This is a genomic window from Xylanimonas ulmi, assembly GCF_004216535.1.
In the GTDB taxonomy this organism is placed as follows: Bacteria; Actinomycetota; Actinomycetes; order Actinomycetales; family Cellulomonadaceae; genus Xylanimonas; species Xylanimonas ulmi.
In genome coordinates this window covers 2,508,732-2,522,883 of record NZ_SGWX01000001.1, presented here as the reverse complement: position 1 = coordinate 2,522,883, position 14,152 = coordinate 2,508,732, and the positions used below count along the sequence as shown (strand labels likewise).

The window sequence follows — 14,152 nt, the reverse complement described above, 5'->3', positions numbered from 1 at the left end:
ACGCGCGCTGACGGGTGTGACCGCAGCGGCGGTGGCCCTGGGGATCGGGCCGGCGTTCGCGCAGGAGGAGCCACCCGCGCCGATGGCGGCGTCTGCGCCGACCTACGGACTCGTCGTCAACTCGATCGAGTGGGGTGGCCCGGACGCGAACCCGGGCGACGGCGTCTGCGCGACCGCAGAGTCTGCGGACCAGAAGCCCGTGTGCACGCTCCGTGCGGCGATCGAAGAGGCGAACGCGCTCAACGAGCAGGCGCAGAACGCCCCGCGTCCCGCCATCACGATCACGGTCGCGGACTCCATCCCCTTCGGGACTCGGATGCAGGGCGGCGGGTTGATCAACACCACCGACGCGGCGAGCCCGCGGATGCTCGTGGAGGGCACACGCACAGACCTCGACCGGTATGGGGCGTACTTCCACGTGTCCGGACCTGTGACGATCGACCTGGGCCACCGCCTCGTCGTGAACGGCGCCGCGCCGCCGGGGTGTGGGTCGGGCTGCGACGCCCACGAGGGCGCAGCGTTCTTTCTGAACGGTCCCGGTATTCGGGTCTACAACGCCGACGATGTGCTCGCGACCGGATCGTCGTTCCTCCTCGGGGGCAAGGCGAACGACGTCGTCATCGACGGCTCGTTCTCCCCCGGGGGGCCCCGCGGCACGGTGGCGGCGACCGAGAACTTCAACGCCGAACGGTTCGTGGCATTCCTTCCGGGAGCGCAAGACGTCACCGTCCGCGGGTATGACGTCAAGGGCTACTACGCGAGCGTCGCTTACGGCGGCTTGTTCTACTTCGCAAAGGCGGCGGCAGACGCCCGCCCGAGCCAGCGGATCCTGATTGAGGACATCGTCGTCCGGTACGGCGGGTCGACGGGGGCAGCGTGCGATGCGAAGGTGGGCGCGGGCTGTCAGACCCGGATCACCAACCTCAAGGATGGGGCGAAGGTCGAGCGGCTGACGTTCCAGAACATGGTCATCGAGAACCTCACGGGCGCCTCCACCTCCGCGTTCAAGATGGGCGGCGCGTCGGTCCATGACCTGACGATCAGCGACAACCGGTTCGTCACCAACGATCCATCGGGTGCCGGGATCGGCGACGCGTTCATCCTGCTCCCGTACGACAAGAAGCTCACCGGGACGACGACCATTGCCGGCAATGTCTTCACGGCGGCGGCGGGCAACACGGACGTGGCGATCTACGCCAACGGCCCGGGGGACGCGCTGGGCGCCGCTTGGTCCGGAATCTCGATCCGAGACAACCACTTCGATGGATACCTGGGTGTCGAGGGCGCCATCCGGCTCTACCAGACAGGGACCGCGACCGTCGAGCGCAACACCTTCGGGCCCGGAACCAAATCCAGAACCGCGACGGTCGATGAGGAGACCGCGAACACCACGGTGATGTTCACCAACTACGACAACACGGCGAACCAGAAGGTGCAGACGTGGTACCCCGAGGCCGCGGCGGCCGGACCAGTCCACCCCGGCTCGCTCCAGGCCGCCCGGCCACCGGCGACGCCGCAGCCCGCGACGGATCCGCCGGCGCCCACCTGCGCGGCGACGGCGACACTCGTCAAGCCCACTCAGGGCGAGGGTGTGCCCGGCGACCCGGTGACGCTCGACCTGTATTGGACACGTGAGCGGACCGCCGAGCTCTACCTCGGCTCGGTCGCCGGGGTGCGTGGCCAGGACGGCACGGCGACGGTCGAGGTCACATTGCCGGTCGGCCCGGTGACGCTGCCCGACGGGACGGTGGTGAACGGTCCTGTCGACGCCGCGACCGGAGCGGTGCGCGGCGGCCTGCGGGTCCAGACGCAGGTGGGCTTGGCCGACGCGGACGGGGTGGTGCGCCATCAGTCCTCGCAGTACTCGCGCGTCGTCGCGCTCACGGGTGACTGCGCCCCCGTGGTGTCGCTCGCCCAGGCGGACCCGAACCGCGAGTCGACCATGGAGCGCGACCTGGTCTTCCGGGTGACGTCGACGCTCCCGCTCGACCCAGCCACGGTCAGCACCGACGACTTCACGGTGACCGAGACCGCGGCGAGCACGGGGTCGAGCGCCCGGGTCGTGTCCGTGACCCCGGTGGCGGACTCGGGCGGCACGCAGTTCGACGTCGTCGTCCGCGCGAACAACTCCACGACGGTCACGCTCACGTTGCCGCCCGGGAAGGTCGCCGCGCCCGGGGGGTTCGCCAACCGGGCGGCCGCGACGACGGGCTCGACCGCGGCGACCGACAGCACGCTGACGTACGTCAACCCGCTGACGCTCACCCCCGATCCGGTCGTCCTGGTCACAGGCGGCGAGGGCGGCGCGCAGTACACGCTCGGCCTGCGCGACGGCGCCCCGACCCCGCAGCACGACCTGACGTTCACCGCCTCGCCCGACGACGTCGCCGCAGCCCACCAGGTCGCGGCGGCGCCGGCCGCGCCGGTCATCGCGAGCGGGCAGACCAGCGTCGCGGTCACCGTGACCGCCCCCGCCGGCGACGCCGTCGACGGGACCGCGGTGGGCGTCGCCCACATTGTGGGGTCGCCGGACCCGCACTACGACGGTCTCGTGGTCGCCTCGGCCAGCGTGCTGCTGTACGCCGTCGACCCGCGCATCACGATCACCAAGCAGGCGTACCGGGACGTCGGCGACCCCTCGTCACCGCCGCAGATCGTGGCGACGGGCACCGAGGTCCCCACCGGCGGCAGGATGCCGGTCGGCACGCCCGTGTGGTTCGTCTTCACGGTCACCAACACCTCCACCGGCGCGCTGAAGACCACCCTGCGCGACGTGACGGTCACCGACGACGTGCTCGGCGACGTCGGAGAGGTCGAGACCCTCGCCGCCGGGCACCAGGCCCAGTTCGCCTCGAAGCGGCATCTCCTCGCCGCGCAGACCGGGAGCGTCCAGTGACCCGCGTCGCGCGCGGTCCGCACACGCGCCGCGCCCGTCGCGCCCTCGCGATCGCGGTCGTGCTCGCGCTCCTCGGCGCCGCCGCGCACGCCCTGTGGCGCTCGCACGCCGGCTACGCCGGCGCAACCGTCCACACCGGCGACCTACGCGTGACCACCCTGGGCGAGCCGCAGTGGCGCCGGGTCGTGCCCGGCGGGCCGCCACAGCCGATCGCGGCCCCGAGCGCGGAGGGCGCGCAGTTCGTGGCGATGCCAGGTGACGTCTACACGATCACGCAACCCGTCACCACGTACCTGCGCGGCGACAACCTCGCCGGGGCGCTCGCAGTCAGCGCGAGGCCGGAGGCCGGCGCCGCCGTCGACGTCACGTTCCACGTCGAGGACGCGTCCGGGGGGAGGGTCGCCCCGGCGTCGGGCGGGGCGGCGCTGGGCACGAAGCTCGCCGTCCCGGGCCTGGTCGGCTCCGACAGCGGCGTCACGGGGCAGTGGCGGGTCGTGATCGAGGCGCGCGTGCGCGGCGACCTCTCGTGGAGCCCCGGGGGCACGGTGCGCACACCCTGGGCGGTGCAGGGCGTGGACGTGACGTTGCACCAGGTCCGCGCCGGGCACGGGTTCACGGCGGCGGGGGGCGTGCGATGAGTCGGCTGCGCCGCGCGGCGCTGGCCGCCGCGAGCGTCGCGCTCGTTGGCGCCCCCCTGATCGCCTCGGCGCTGTGGCGAGACGCCGACGACGTCGTCGCAACCCCGCTGTGGGTCGGCGGGGTGTGGTTCGCCGCTCATGCCTCGGGTGATGAGCGGCAGTATGCGAGCACGACGGCGTCGTCGTTCCTGGTCACGGGTGTCGGCGGTGTGCTCGCGCAGACGCAGACCGAGCAGTCGTCGACGACGGCGGACCCGATCGTGCTGACCATCCCCGGCGCGACCATCGCCGGGGTCGTCGACGAGCGGGTCACCTGGACCTTCACCGTCAGCGGCCGTGCGGATGGCAGCGCCGGCCTGACCTACGCCGTCGAGCCCTCCGCCGTCGAGGACGGCACGCTGCTCGCTCGGACGACGCTGCGCGTCTTCCCTGCGCAGGTCGCGGGGCCGGGCGGCGACTGCTCCGCGCCGCCGGCCGAGCAGCCCGAGTTGAGCGCCGTCGTGCTGCACGCCCCCGGCGCCGCCCCAGAGAGCGGCGCCGTCGAGCGACGCTGGTGCGTGACGGCGACCCCGCCCGGCCCGCCCGGCTCGCTCGACGGTGAGCACGCCAACACCGCGCGCGTCGAGGCGCGGGCGCAGGACGGCTCGACGGTCCGGGCGCGCGCGCAGTGGAACGCCGCCATCACCCCCGACACCAGCTCGGAGCCTGCACTGACGATCTCGGTCACGCCGCGCGTGACGAGCCTCAACGACGCCTCCGAGCCACCCGGCCCGTAAGCGTTCCGCCCGGGTTGAGGCCGGGCCATCACCAGTCCCCATCTCGGGTGACCGACGAAAGGAAGAGTCAGATGAACTCCACGACACCCATCGTCGTCGTGACCGAGGAGCGCAGGCGCCGACGTGGCCTGACGTGGGTCGCTGCGGGCGCCGCGGTCGCCCTGCTCGCGGCCGGCGGGTCGACGTACGCGCTGTGGAAGGACGGCGAAGAGTTCGCCGGCGGGAAGATCACCACAGGCAACCTCGACATCGCGAAGGTCGGCGACACGACGTTCTGGGACATGTCCGCCGACCGCGCCGACGCCACCGACGTCATCCCCGGCACGGGGGCGGGCACGTGCGCCGCCGCCGGTGCGGGGTCCGGTGCGGGGTCGGTCGCGCCCTCGGGTGGGGAGGATCCCGTCGCCGCCGGGAAGTCCGGGGTGTGCGCGCACGCGATCGCGAACGCGACGACCTGGCGGATGGTGCCCGAGGACGTCGTGGGGATCGCGATGACGGCCGACGTCACGCTCGAGGGCGACAACCTGGTGGCGACGCTCTCGCTCGACCGCTCGGCCGTGACCGGCACGCCGACCGAACCCGGTGAGGCGCCGCCCCAGACCGGCGAGGATCCAGTGACGGCGTCGACGGACCCGGAGTTCACGTACACCTACCAGGTCTACCGCGCCGGCGAGCCGCTGCTCGACAACCCCGCGCCGTTGCCCGAGAGCGCAAGCGCGCCGCTGCTGACGCTCTCGGCCACCGTCGACGGGCAGAACCACGGGAAGGACGACGCGGACACGGCCGCGAAGACCCCCGTCTACCCAATGCCGTCGAACAAGACCGCCGAGAAGTTCACGGTGCTGGTCATGGCCGCGTTCGACGCGAACGAACAGGACCGCGTCGGCGCCGTCGACGGGTTCGAGAAGGCCACGCTCGTGCTGGAGCAGGTGCGCACCGGCGGCGTCGGCCAGTTCGTCGCGAAGCCCGGGCAACCTGCGCAGCCCTGACGGAGGCAGCGGCGGCGCTGGTGGCGCCGTCGCTGCCGTCTCGGGCGGCTGCCTTCGGCGCGCTGGGTGCAGGGTCACCGCCCGCAGGCCCGCGCGCCGGTGGCGCCAGCGGCCCAAAGACTGACGTGAAGGAGTCCCTGTGCGTGCTCGATCGCGGGCCTGGGCCCGGCGTGACGCGACCGCGCGCGGTCGGACGCGCGCCGCGTTCGGGCCGGGAGGGCCCTGGTACGACTCGCCGGGGCGTGTTGCCGCTCGTGCGGTGGCCGCCGCGGTGGGCGTGGTCGTCATCGTGCTGGCGCTCGCCGTCGTCGTGCTGCCACGGGTGGTGGGCGGCACGACGCTGACCGTGCTGTCCGGCTCGATGGAGCCGGTGCTCTCGGCGGGCGACGCCGTCGTCGTGCGCGACGTCGACCCGGCCGACGTGTGCGCACAGGTGCGCGTGGGGCAGGTGCTGACGTACCTGCCGCGTCCCGGCGACCCCGAGTTGGTCACGCATCGCGTGGTGGGCAAGAGCGTCGGTACGTTCGACGACGGCACCGACTGCCGGCTCGTGACGCAGGGTGACGCGAACTCCGCGGTGGATGAGCCGGTGTCGCCCGCGCAGGTGCGCGGCGTGGCCTGGTTCGCCGTGCCGGGGCTCGGCTGGGCTCGGCAGTGGGTGGGCGAGCACGTCGCGTGGGTTGCGGCGGGCGTGGTGCTGGCCGCCTGTCTGGCGGCGACGACGACGCGGCGGCCGGTGCGTCGGGTGCTGACGGTGCCCGCCGCGGCCTCGGGGTCGGCGCGTGAGCCGGGCGACGCCGGGCCGGTGGACGCCGTTGGGTTGGCGGGCGCCGTTGGGTTGGCGGATGGCGGCGGCTTGGCAGGAGACACCGCGCCCGTGGGCGCCGCGGCGCTGGCGTCGGTCCCGTGCGAGGAGGTCGAACTGCGGGTGCGCGAGTTGGCGGTGCGTGAGCGCGAGGTTGCTGTGCGCGAGCGGGAGCTCGCGCTGCGCGAGCGTGACCTGGGGTGGGAGCACGCACCGCGCTTCGAGGAGTCGCCTGGCCCGCGGCCCGCGACCACGACCGGGACCGCTCCGGCCGAGGACGCGCCATGATGGCCGCGAACAACCCACCGGGCGCCGCGTGGGCTGACGGCGCCGCACCGGTCCGCGAGCAGCGTCGTGGGTGGCGGGTCGAGGTTGTCCTCGCCGCGCTGGCGGCCGTGCTCGTCGGCGTCGGGGCGTGGGCCGTCGCGTCTCCGGGGTCCCCGCAGGTGGCGGACCGCCTGGGGGCGGCGTCGGCCGCGGGTTCCGGGCCGGCGGGGGTCGCGGTGACGGGGCCAACGGCGACGGAGCCGGGCGTGACGGGGACGGTCGAGGCCCGACGGGGCCCGGCGGGTCCCGCGGCGCCTGGCGCCCGCGCGGGTGGAGGCCAGCGTGCAGGCTCCCGGCCGGGCGCCGACGCTCAGGCCGCCACCGCGGACGTGATCGAGGCGGCGTGGGCCGGCCCCGCCGTCGGGCTCGACTGGCGGGGGAACGCGCGCCCCATCGCCACGCGCGCAACCTTTGTCGGCGACCGCGTCGCCGTGCCCGGCGACCTCGTCACGCGCACGCTCACCGTGCGCAACGCCGGACCCGCCGACGGCGTGATGCGCGTCGACGTCGTGCCGCGCGCCGCGGTCGGTCCGCGCGACGACGGCGCGGCGCTGGAGCGGAACGTGCGGCTGATGTGGGACGTCGGGCAGGTTGCGGGCGGCGAGGTCATGGACACGCTGCTGCGCCGCGCCGAGACCGAGGTGGCCGCGGTGCGTGTCGCGCGCGATGCGACCGTGCCTGTGACGGTCGGGTTCACCATGCCGTTCGAGTCCACCGAACAGGACGTGGCGAGGCTGCAACGCCTGGAGTTCGACGTCGTCGTCACGATCGAGGGCGCGAGCGACGACGTGACGCCGTTCTCATGGCTGCCCCGTACGGGGGCCTCCGGGCTGACGGTCGGGCTGCTCGGGCTCGCCCTCCTCACGCTCTCGATCTGGCTGCGCATCGCCCGCCGACGAGCGCTGTGCGACCTGTGCTCCCGCCGCGCCGACACCGAGACGACACGTCTGCTGACGGCGTCAGGCGCGGGCGCGCCGCGCCCGGTGGCGCTGTGCCGCGACTGCGCGACCCGCTACGGGCGGCTGCTCGGCGGGGTGGGCGGAGCGGCGTCGTCGGACTGAGCGCGGCGTCGTCGTCAGGCTGAGCGCGCTGCGGGCTGGGCGTCAGGCGGCCTGGGCCTCCGCGGCGGCGAGCAGCACGCACGTCGCGACGGCGTCCATGGCCTGCTCGACCTCCGCGAGCGGCGGCATCGACGGCGCGAGGCGGATGTTGGCGTCGCGCGGGTCGCGGCCGTAGGGGAACGTGGCGCCCGCGGGGGTCAGCGCGATGCCCGCGCCCTTGGCGAGCTCGACGACACGCGCGGCGGTGCCCGGCACGACGTCGAGCGAGATGAAGTAGCCGCCCTGCGGCTGCGTCCAGGTCGCGACGCCGGTGTCGCCGAGCCGCTCGGTCAGCACACGGTCGACCGCGGCGAACTTGGGGGCGAGGATCTCGCGGTGCTTGCGCATGTGCGCGCGCACGCCCTCGGCCGAGCCGAAGAACAGCAGGTGACGCAACTGGTTGATCTTGTCGGGGCCGATCGACTGGACGGCCAGGTGCCGCTTGTACCAGGCGATGTTCGCGGGGGAGCCCGCGAGGAACGCGACGCCCGCCCCGGCGAAGGAGACCTTGGAGGTCGAGGCGAACATGAGCGGGCGGTCCGGGTTGCCTGCCTGCGCGGCCAGGTCGATGACGTTGGCCGTCTTGGTCTCGTTGGCCGTCAGGTGGTGCAGCGCGTACGCGTTGTCCCAGAAGATGCGGAAGTCGGGCGCCGCCGTCGGCATCGACACCAGACGGCGGGCCACGGCCTCGGACACGACCGCGCCGTCGGGGTTGGCGTACGTCGGCACGACCCACAGGCCCTTGACGGCCGGGTCGTCGGCGACGAGCGCGGCGACGGCCTCGGCGTCGGGCCCGTCGGGCGTCATGGGCACGGTGACCATCTCGACGCCGAACGCCTCACAGACCGAGAAGTGGCGGTCATAGCCTGGGACCGGGCAGATGAACTTGACGGTCTCCTCGCGGCCCCAGGGGCGCGGTGAGCCCGGAACACCCCACAGGTGGGCGTACGCGATGGCGTCGTGCATGAGCGTGAGCGAGGCGTTGCCGAGCGCGAGCAGTTGCGCGACAGGCACGTCCAGCAGTTCGCCGAAGATCTGGCGCAGCCCGGTCAGCCCGTCCAGCCCGCCGTAATTGCGCACATCGACGCCGCTGGCGTCCGTGTGCGCGCCCTCGCCCGGCAGCGCGAGCATCGGCTCGGCCAGGTCGAGCTGCTCGGCCGACGGCTTGCCGCGCGTCAGGTCGAGGGCGAGACCCAGTGCCTGGAGGGCGGCGTACTGCTCGCGCAGGGCGGGCAGGTCGGGCAGCGAGGCGGCGAGGTCGGACGAGGAGGAGGACGACGGCGCGGGTGTGCTCACGGCAGCCAGGCTAGCGTTCCGCGCGTGCGCGCGGGCGGCTTGGTCGCCCGTTCTGGGCGCGCTGTCGCGGGCGTCACGCGGGGGCCACCGACGGTACCTAGCGGTGGGCCGGGGGACCGCAGGCTGGACGGCGGCGGTGCTGGACGTGGGCCGGTTGGGCGCGCGAGAACCGCGCGAACGCTACGGGCGGGCCGTTGGGGCCGCGCCCGCGCGCCTACGTTTCATCTACGGCGCGGCCCGTTGGTCCACTCTCCGCATGATCTGATCGGGCGGGCCGCGTCGCGACGGACGTCGGTAGGCAGGCGATGGCCCACCGGCGCGTCGGCGACGACGGCGTTCGCGCTGTTGTCGCTGGCGTTCTGCCGGCCGCTTTGGCTCCTCGGGGGCCAGCGTGGTCGGCACGTCGGCGGCGGGCGGCACCTCCAGGCCCCCGCCGCCGGCACCTTCCGCCGCCGGCATCTGCGCCGTCGGTCGCAAGCTCCCGGGGCGCCCCGCCCAACGACGCGCGAGGCGCCCCGGAGATCGACGTCCCCCTGGGGGCGAAGAAGCGGGACCCTGACGGTCCGGTGATGGGGCGTGATCACCGGACTGTCAGGGTCCCTCTCACGTGCTCACGGGGTGGGGCCGAGGGCCGTGGGTGGGGCGCCGGAACCAGTTGGTGCGTCGCTTGTGCCGGCAGGCGCCACCCGGTACCTAGCGGTGCGTCTCGGGCGCCCACGACCGGCGATGGCGGTGCTGCGCCTTGCGCCGCTCGGCGCCCAAGGGGGCGGCGAGCGTGCGGAGCGGCCGGCTCCCGCGAGATCGCGCGACCTACGTTGCCCAGGTCGGCAGGTCGCCGGTGAACCGTCTGGGAGGTTCCGCGGGCATGGACGCGCGCTCGGAAGTACAGGTCCGTTCGAGGAGAGCGGCGCGCCGTCGCCGACGCTCGGGGCGGTGGGCGGTCGGCCTGGTGGTCGTCGGGTTGGTCGCGGCCACGGGGGTTGTCGGGGTGCCGGTTGCGGCGGGCACCGCGGCCACCGAGCTCACCGAGGAAGTCGCGCCAGTGCCGGAGCCGGAGCCCGACATGCACCTGATTGTGAACTCGACCGCGTGGGGAAGCCCACCAGGAGCCGACTGTCTGGACCGGGCGAAGACATGCACGCTGTTCAAGGCGATTGAGACAACAAATACGCGAACCACCAGCGTGGCCCCGAGTGCGCGGATCAGTGTCTCCGACGATATTCCCGTGGGAACGCGGATGACTGGCGACGATCCGAACAAAACCCAGGGCGTTCGGATGAACTCCTCGGACAAGTACTCTTCACAAGACACAGGTGCCTACTTTGTCATTTCGCAATCGGTGACCATAGACCTTGGCCACCGGCTGCTCGTCGACGGATCGGCGTCGGATGATGGCGAGTTCGTGGCGATCTACATCGGTGCGAGCGACGTCAATATCTACAACGCTGACCAAGTGCTCTCCTCGGGGTCCTCGTTTGTCGTCGGCATAGATGATTATGGCGTCACGGTCAAGAACGTCACGATCGACGGCTGGTATGCGCCCGTCGGAGGGAGTGCTGCGCGGAAGGGCAAGGTGAACACGGACAAGGGTTATGGCCCGGAGCGATTCGTCGTCTTCCGTGAGGGCGTCGACAAGGTGAAGGTCAAGAACTACAATATTCGCGGATTCTACGATTCTTCGACCTCTGGGATCTTTGTATTCGACGCGTTTCGGGGATCCGCGATCATGTCGAATATCACTATTGAAGGCATCGAGGTCAGTGGAAATTCTTCAGGCGTCTGCGTTGAAAATGACGGGATGGGTTGCCAGGCTCGGCTTGTGAACTCGCTTGGCGAGACAAACAAGGTCGCGATCAAGAATCTCACTTTCTCGGGGATGACGGTCCGCAATTTGCGCGCAGTCTACGCATTCAGGTTCACCTCGATCTCCGAGGTCGAGAACCTCTCTATTGTTGGTGGCGAGTTTGCGGAAAACAATGTTGCCGGAGCGGGTGAGTCGGACGCATTTATCCTTTTGCCGGAATCGGTTTTACTGACCGGCGCGACGACGATCGCTCGCAACCGTTTCGGTGCGTCGTCGGACGGTTCTGGCGACGTGGCGATCTATGCGAGAGGCAAAGAGGCAACCGGTTCGACAAAGAAGTCGGGACTCACCATCGAGGACAATCACTTCGACGGGTACGGGAGCACGCATGGAGTGGTTCGCCTGTACAAGACTGGAATGGCAACTTTTCGGAGGAACACTTTCGGGCCCCGGTCCGTGTCCCAGGCGAGTACCGCGTCAGAGGAGACCGCCTCGTCATCCGTGATGTTCAGCAACTACGACACTTCGGCCAACAGGGCGATCCGGACGTGGTACCCCAGTTCGGCTCAGGTGATCGACTCGGTCCCGGTGGAGGGGACACCTGTGGCGGCAAGCCCGTTCGTCAAGGAGGGTGTCGCGACGTGTCTCGCGACCATGACCGTGGCGAAACACACTGGCGCCGGCAACCAGGCCACCGAGCCCGTGACGCTCGATCTCTACTGGACGCAGGAGAAGACCGCAGAGGTGTACCTCGGATCGGTCACTGGCCTCTCATCGCCGGGCTCCGGGATGAAGGTCCAGTTCTCGCTCCCCGTCGGCACGGTGACGCTGCCTGATGGCACGTCGAGCGGAACCGTCGTCAACCCTGCGACGGGGAGCGTCAGTGGACATGTGCGCGTCCAGACTCAGGGCTCAATCCAGTCCGCGGGGAGTCAGGATCCCCCGCCCACGGAATCGTCGCAGTACTCGCAGGTCATGAGCGTCACGGGCAACTGCAGCTCCGGGCTGACGCTCGGTCCTCGCGAGGGCCAGGAGGCGACGTCGACGGTGCGCGACCGGGTGTTCACCCTGACTGCCTCGCGTCCGCTCAAGGCGAGCAGTGTCGTGGCCGCGGACTTCGTGGTGACAGAGCATGACGCCAGCCCCGGATCGTCGGCACACGTCACAGACGTGACCTGCTCCGACGTCGGCGCCAGTGAGGATGAGTGCTCCGTGTACGAGATCGTCGTCCGAGCCAACAACACGACGCGCATCGTGCTCACACTGCCTCCTGGTCGCGTCGTCTCGGCGACGGGGGTGCCGAACGCCACGGCAGCGGTCACGGCGACGGCATCCGGCCCCGACGCCTCCCTCACGTACATCAACCCCCTCACCGCGCCCGGCCAGCTCAGCCTCGTCACCGGCGGGCCGAGTCGGGAGTACACCTTCGGGCTGCGGGACGACGCGCCGCAGCCCGCAGCGGAGATTGCGGTCACGACGTCGCTCGACGAGGTGGGCTCTGCCTGGCTCACGACGGCACTCACCGATGCGTCGTTCGGGCTGGGGAGCACCGGCGTCGCAATCGCGGTCACAGCGGCTGAGGGGCACATCGCAGCCGGCACACCGTCGGTGATCTCGCACGCCGTGGCCTCGGACGACCCCAACTACTCAGGCCTCGTCGCGCCTTCGGTCACCGTCCTGCTGTTCGCGACCGACCCCTCGATCGAGATCGTCAAGCACGCATACACGAACGTCCCCTGGGAAGGGGGCACGTTGACCGCCGAGGAAGTCATGGCGTCGGGTGAGCCGGTCGGCGTCGGCGCCAGGCTCGTCGAGGACACCCGCCTCTGGTTCGTGTTCGAGGTCCGCAACGTCTCGCGTGACGACTGGGCCAGCGAACTACGGAACGTTGTTGTCACCGACACCGTGTTGGGCGACATCGGCGCCGTCGACTCGCTCGGAATCGACCAGACGGCGTACCTCGCGCACGGGCCGTATTACCTGCGCGCCACCGAGCCGGAGCCGTGACATGTCTGGTCACAGGGCGCGGCACCGGACGCCCGCCAGCCGACGTCGGAGAGTCGCGCCGACGTTAGCCGTCGCGATCGCCGCGGCGCTCGCAGGAGCGGCGCTGGGCGGGGGCTCCACCTACGCCCTATGGACTGCGGTGGCGGACTTCGACGGTGGCAGCCTCCTCACGGGTGAGTTGAGCCTCCGCATTGTGGGCAGCCCGGCCGTGAGCCAGTCGCCGCCAGCCGTCGAGGTGACCCACACCGTCGAGACGTACCTGCGCGGTGACAACATCGCCGGGGCGCTGGCCGTCACGCCGGGGAGCGCGCAGACGCCCGCGGGCGACGACTCGATCCGCGCGACCTTCTACGTCGCAGACGCCAGCGGCCACAAGGTCGCGCCGGTCGCGGCGGAGTGGGCAGAGGTCGGTGAGCGCGTCACGGTGCCCGGACTGGTGGGCGACAGCGACGGCGTGAGCGCCACATGGAACGTCGTCGTGCGGGTCGTGGCGGAGGGCGACTACACGTGGAGCGCGGATGGGCAGCGGCCTGCGGGCGCCGACGACGACGCCGACGCCCCCATGGGCACGCTGCGCATCACGCTCCACCAGGTGCGCCAAGGCGAGGGCTTCGTTCCCGCGGATGGTGACGAGCCATGAAGAGGTCCCGCGTGGTGTGCGCGGCGCTGAGCGCCGCGACCGTCTCCGCCCTGGTCGCCGCCGGTGTGGCGCACGGCCTGTGGAGCGCGAGCGTCGTCGTCGAAGTGCCGACGACGGCGGCGGGGGAGGTCGCGTTCGGCGCAGACGCCTTCGCGGTGAGCGGGCAGACCACGACGACGTCGCGCAACTGGTCGCAGGCAGGCACGCCGTCATCGAGCGGAACCCCGCTGCAGGTGGTGGTGCCGGGAACCGCGATCGCTGAGGTGGTGTCGAGCGGGGCAGCCGCATGGCGCTTCGGCGTGGCGGGGTTCGCGTCGGGCCTTGCGGGGCTGGCGTTCGACGTCGACACGCCCGCCGCGAAGCGTGACACGGTGCTGGACGGCTCGACGGTGCGCGTGTGGCGAGATGTCGGCACTGGGTGTGAGGACGCACCTGAGCAGGGCCAGGCCACGTTGGCGGGCGTTGTGCTGCAGGAGCCGGGAGCGTTCACGGGTGCGCTCGTCGAGCAGCAGTGGTGCGTCTCGGCCACGTGGAACCACGCGCCCGACAGCACCCACCTCAATGTCTCGACCGCCTCCGCGCTCGCCCCGGACGGCAGCACCGTGACCGCCACTGCTTCCTGGCAGACCACAGTCCAGGACGTCCCGGCGCTGCCGTCGCTCGGGTGGCACACGAATGTCGTGAGCGCCTCCGCGGTCGCCTCGGACGGCACAGTGGCGCAGGCCATTGCCGAATGGCGCGCGGAGGTGGTCGGGAACCCGAGCGATGAGCCCGACCTCACGATCGCGGTGACACCACACGTCACCAGCGCTCAGGCGTCCGCGGAGCCGCCCGGCGAGTAGGCACGTACCGACCGCCACACCACATCACTTCC

General features: G+C 71.7%; 10 protein-coding genes. 9 read left to right on the top strand and 1 reads right to left on the bottom strand.

Translation table 11 applies throughout. The annotated features are described in order from the left end of the window. Window positions 1-16 precede the first annotated feature (16 nt). The 6 genes from EV386_RS11690 to EV386_RS11665 all read left to right on the top strand — a co-directional run bounded on the left by EV386_RS11690 (window position 17) and on the right by EV386_RS11665 (window position 7,492). Window positions 17-2,896, top strand: a complete 2,880-nt coding sequence (locus EV386_RS11690; protein WP_130415174.1) for a hypothetical protein — start codon at window positions 17-19, stop codon at window positions 2,894-2,896. Continuing rightward, window positions 2,893-3,534, top strand: a complete 642-nt coding sequence (locus EV386_RS11685) for a hypothetical protein (RefSeq protein ID WP_130415172.1) — start codon at window positions 2,893-2,895, stop codon at window positions 3,532-3,534. Before EV386_RS11690 ends, EV386_RS11685 begins: the two co-directional genes overlap by 4 nt. After that, window positions 3,531-4,310, top strand: a complete 780-nt coding sequence (locus EV386_RS11680) for a hypothetical protein (RefSeq protein ID WP_130415170.1) — start codon at window positions 3,531-3,533, stop codon at window positions 4,308-4,310. The genes EV386_RS11685 and EV386_RS11680 overlap by 4 nt, the downstream gene beginning before the upstream one ends. A gap of 71 nt (window positions 4,311-4,381) precedes the next feature. Then, complete coding sequence (locus tag EV386_RS11675) at window positions 4,382-5,299, top strand: hypothetical protein (protein ID WP_130415168.1); 918 nt, start codon at window positions 4,382-4,384, stop codon at window positions 5,297-5,299. Between the two features lie 259 nt (window positions 5,300-5,558). Further along, window positions 5,559-6,392: a signal peptidase I gene (locus EV386_RS11670; RefSeq protein ID WP_165399914.1), complete on the top strand. Its 834-nt coding sequence runs from the start codon at window positions 5,559-5,561 to the stop codon at window positions 6,390-6,392. After that, window positions 6,392-7,492 carry a hypothetical protein gene (locus tag EV386_RS11665; protein ID WP_130415164.1) on the top strand — a complete coding sequence of 367 codons (1,101 nt, stop codon included), beginning with the start codon at window positions 6,392-6,394 and terminating at the stop codon, window positions 7,490-7,492. The genes EV386_RS11670 and EV386_RS11665 overlap by 1 nt, the downstream gene beginning before the upstream one ends. A gap of 42 nt (window positions 7,493-7,534) precedes the next feature. On the opposite strand, the gene EV386_RS11660 is transcribed toward EV386_RS11665, so the two are convergent. After that, window positions 7,535-8,827, bottom strand: coding sequence for an aspartate aminotransferase type Ic (locus EV386_RS11660; RefSeq protein WP_130415162.1), 1,293 nt, complete (start codon window positions 8,825-8,827; stop codon window positions 7,535-7,537). Window positions 8,828-9,692: 865 nt separating this feature from the next. Here EV386_RS11660 and EV386_RS11655 point away from each other — a divergent pair. From EV386_RS11655 to EV386_RS11645, 3 genes are all read left to right on the top strand, one after another. Then, window positions 9,693-12,638, top strand: a complete 2,946-nt coding sequence (locus EV386_RS11655) for a right-handed parallel beta-helix repeat-containing protein (RefSeq protein ID WP_130415160.1) — start codon at window positions 9,693-9,695, stop codon at window positions 12,636-12,638. Between the two features lie 193 nt (window positions 12,639-12,831). Then, window positions 12,832-13,278 carry a hypothetical protein gene (locus tag EV386_RS11650; protein ID WP_165399913.1) on the top strand — a complete coding sequence of 149 codons (447 nt, stop codon included), beginning with the start codon at window positions 12,832-12,834 and terminating at the stop codon, window positions 13,276-13,278. Next, a complete protein-coding gene (locus EV386_RS11645; RefSeq protein WP_130415156.1) occupies window positions 13,275-14,120 on the top strand; it encodes a hypothetical protein in 846 nt (281 codons plus the stop codon). Before EV386_RS11650 ends, EV386_RS11645 begins: the two co-directional genes overlap by 4 nt. The last annotated feature ends 32 nt before the right edge of the window (window positions 14,121-14,152 follow it).

Excerpts from the sequence above, each read along its gene's own strand:
- EV386_RS11675 (WP_130415168.1), top strand. The coding sequence starts at position 4,382 with ATGAACTCCACGACACCCATCGTCGTCGTGACCGAGGAGCGCAGGCGC.
- EV386_RS11645 (WP_130415156.1), top strand. The coding sequence starts at position 13,275 with ATGAAGAGGTCCCGCGTGGTGTGCGCGGCGCTGAGCGCCGCGACCGTC.
- EV386_RS11665 (WP_130415164.1), top strand. The coding sequence starts at position 6,392 with ATGGCCGCGAACAACCCACCGGGCGCCGCGTGGGCTGACGGCGCCGCA.
- EV386_RS11655 (WP_130415160.1), top strand. The coding sequence starts at position 9,693 with ATGGACGCGCGCTCGGAAGTACAGGTCCGTTCGAGGAGAGCGGCGCGC.
- EV386_RS11680 (WP_130415170.1), top strand. The coding sequence starts at position 3,531 with ATGAGTCGGCTGCGCCGCGCGGCGCTGGCCGCCGCGAGCGTCGCGCTC.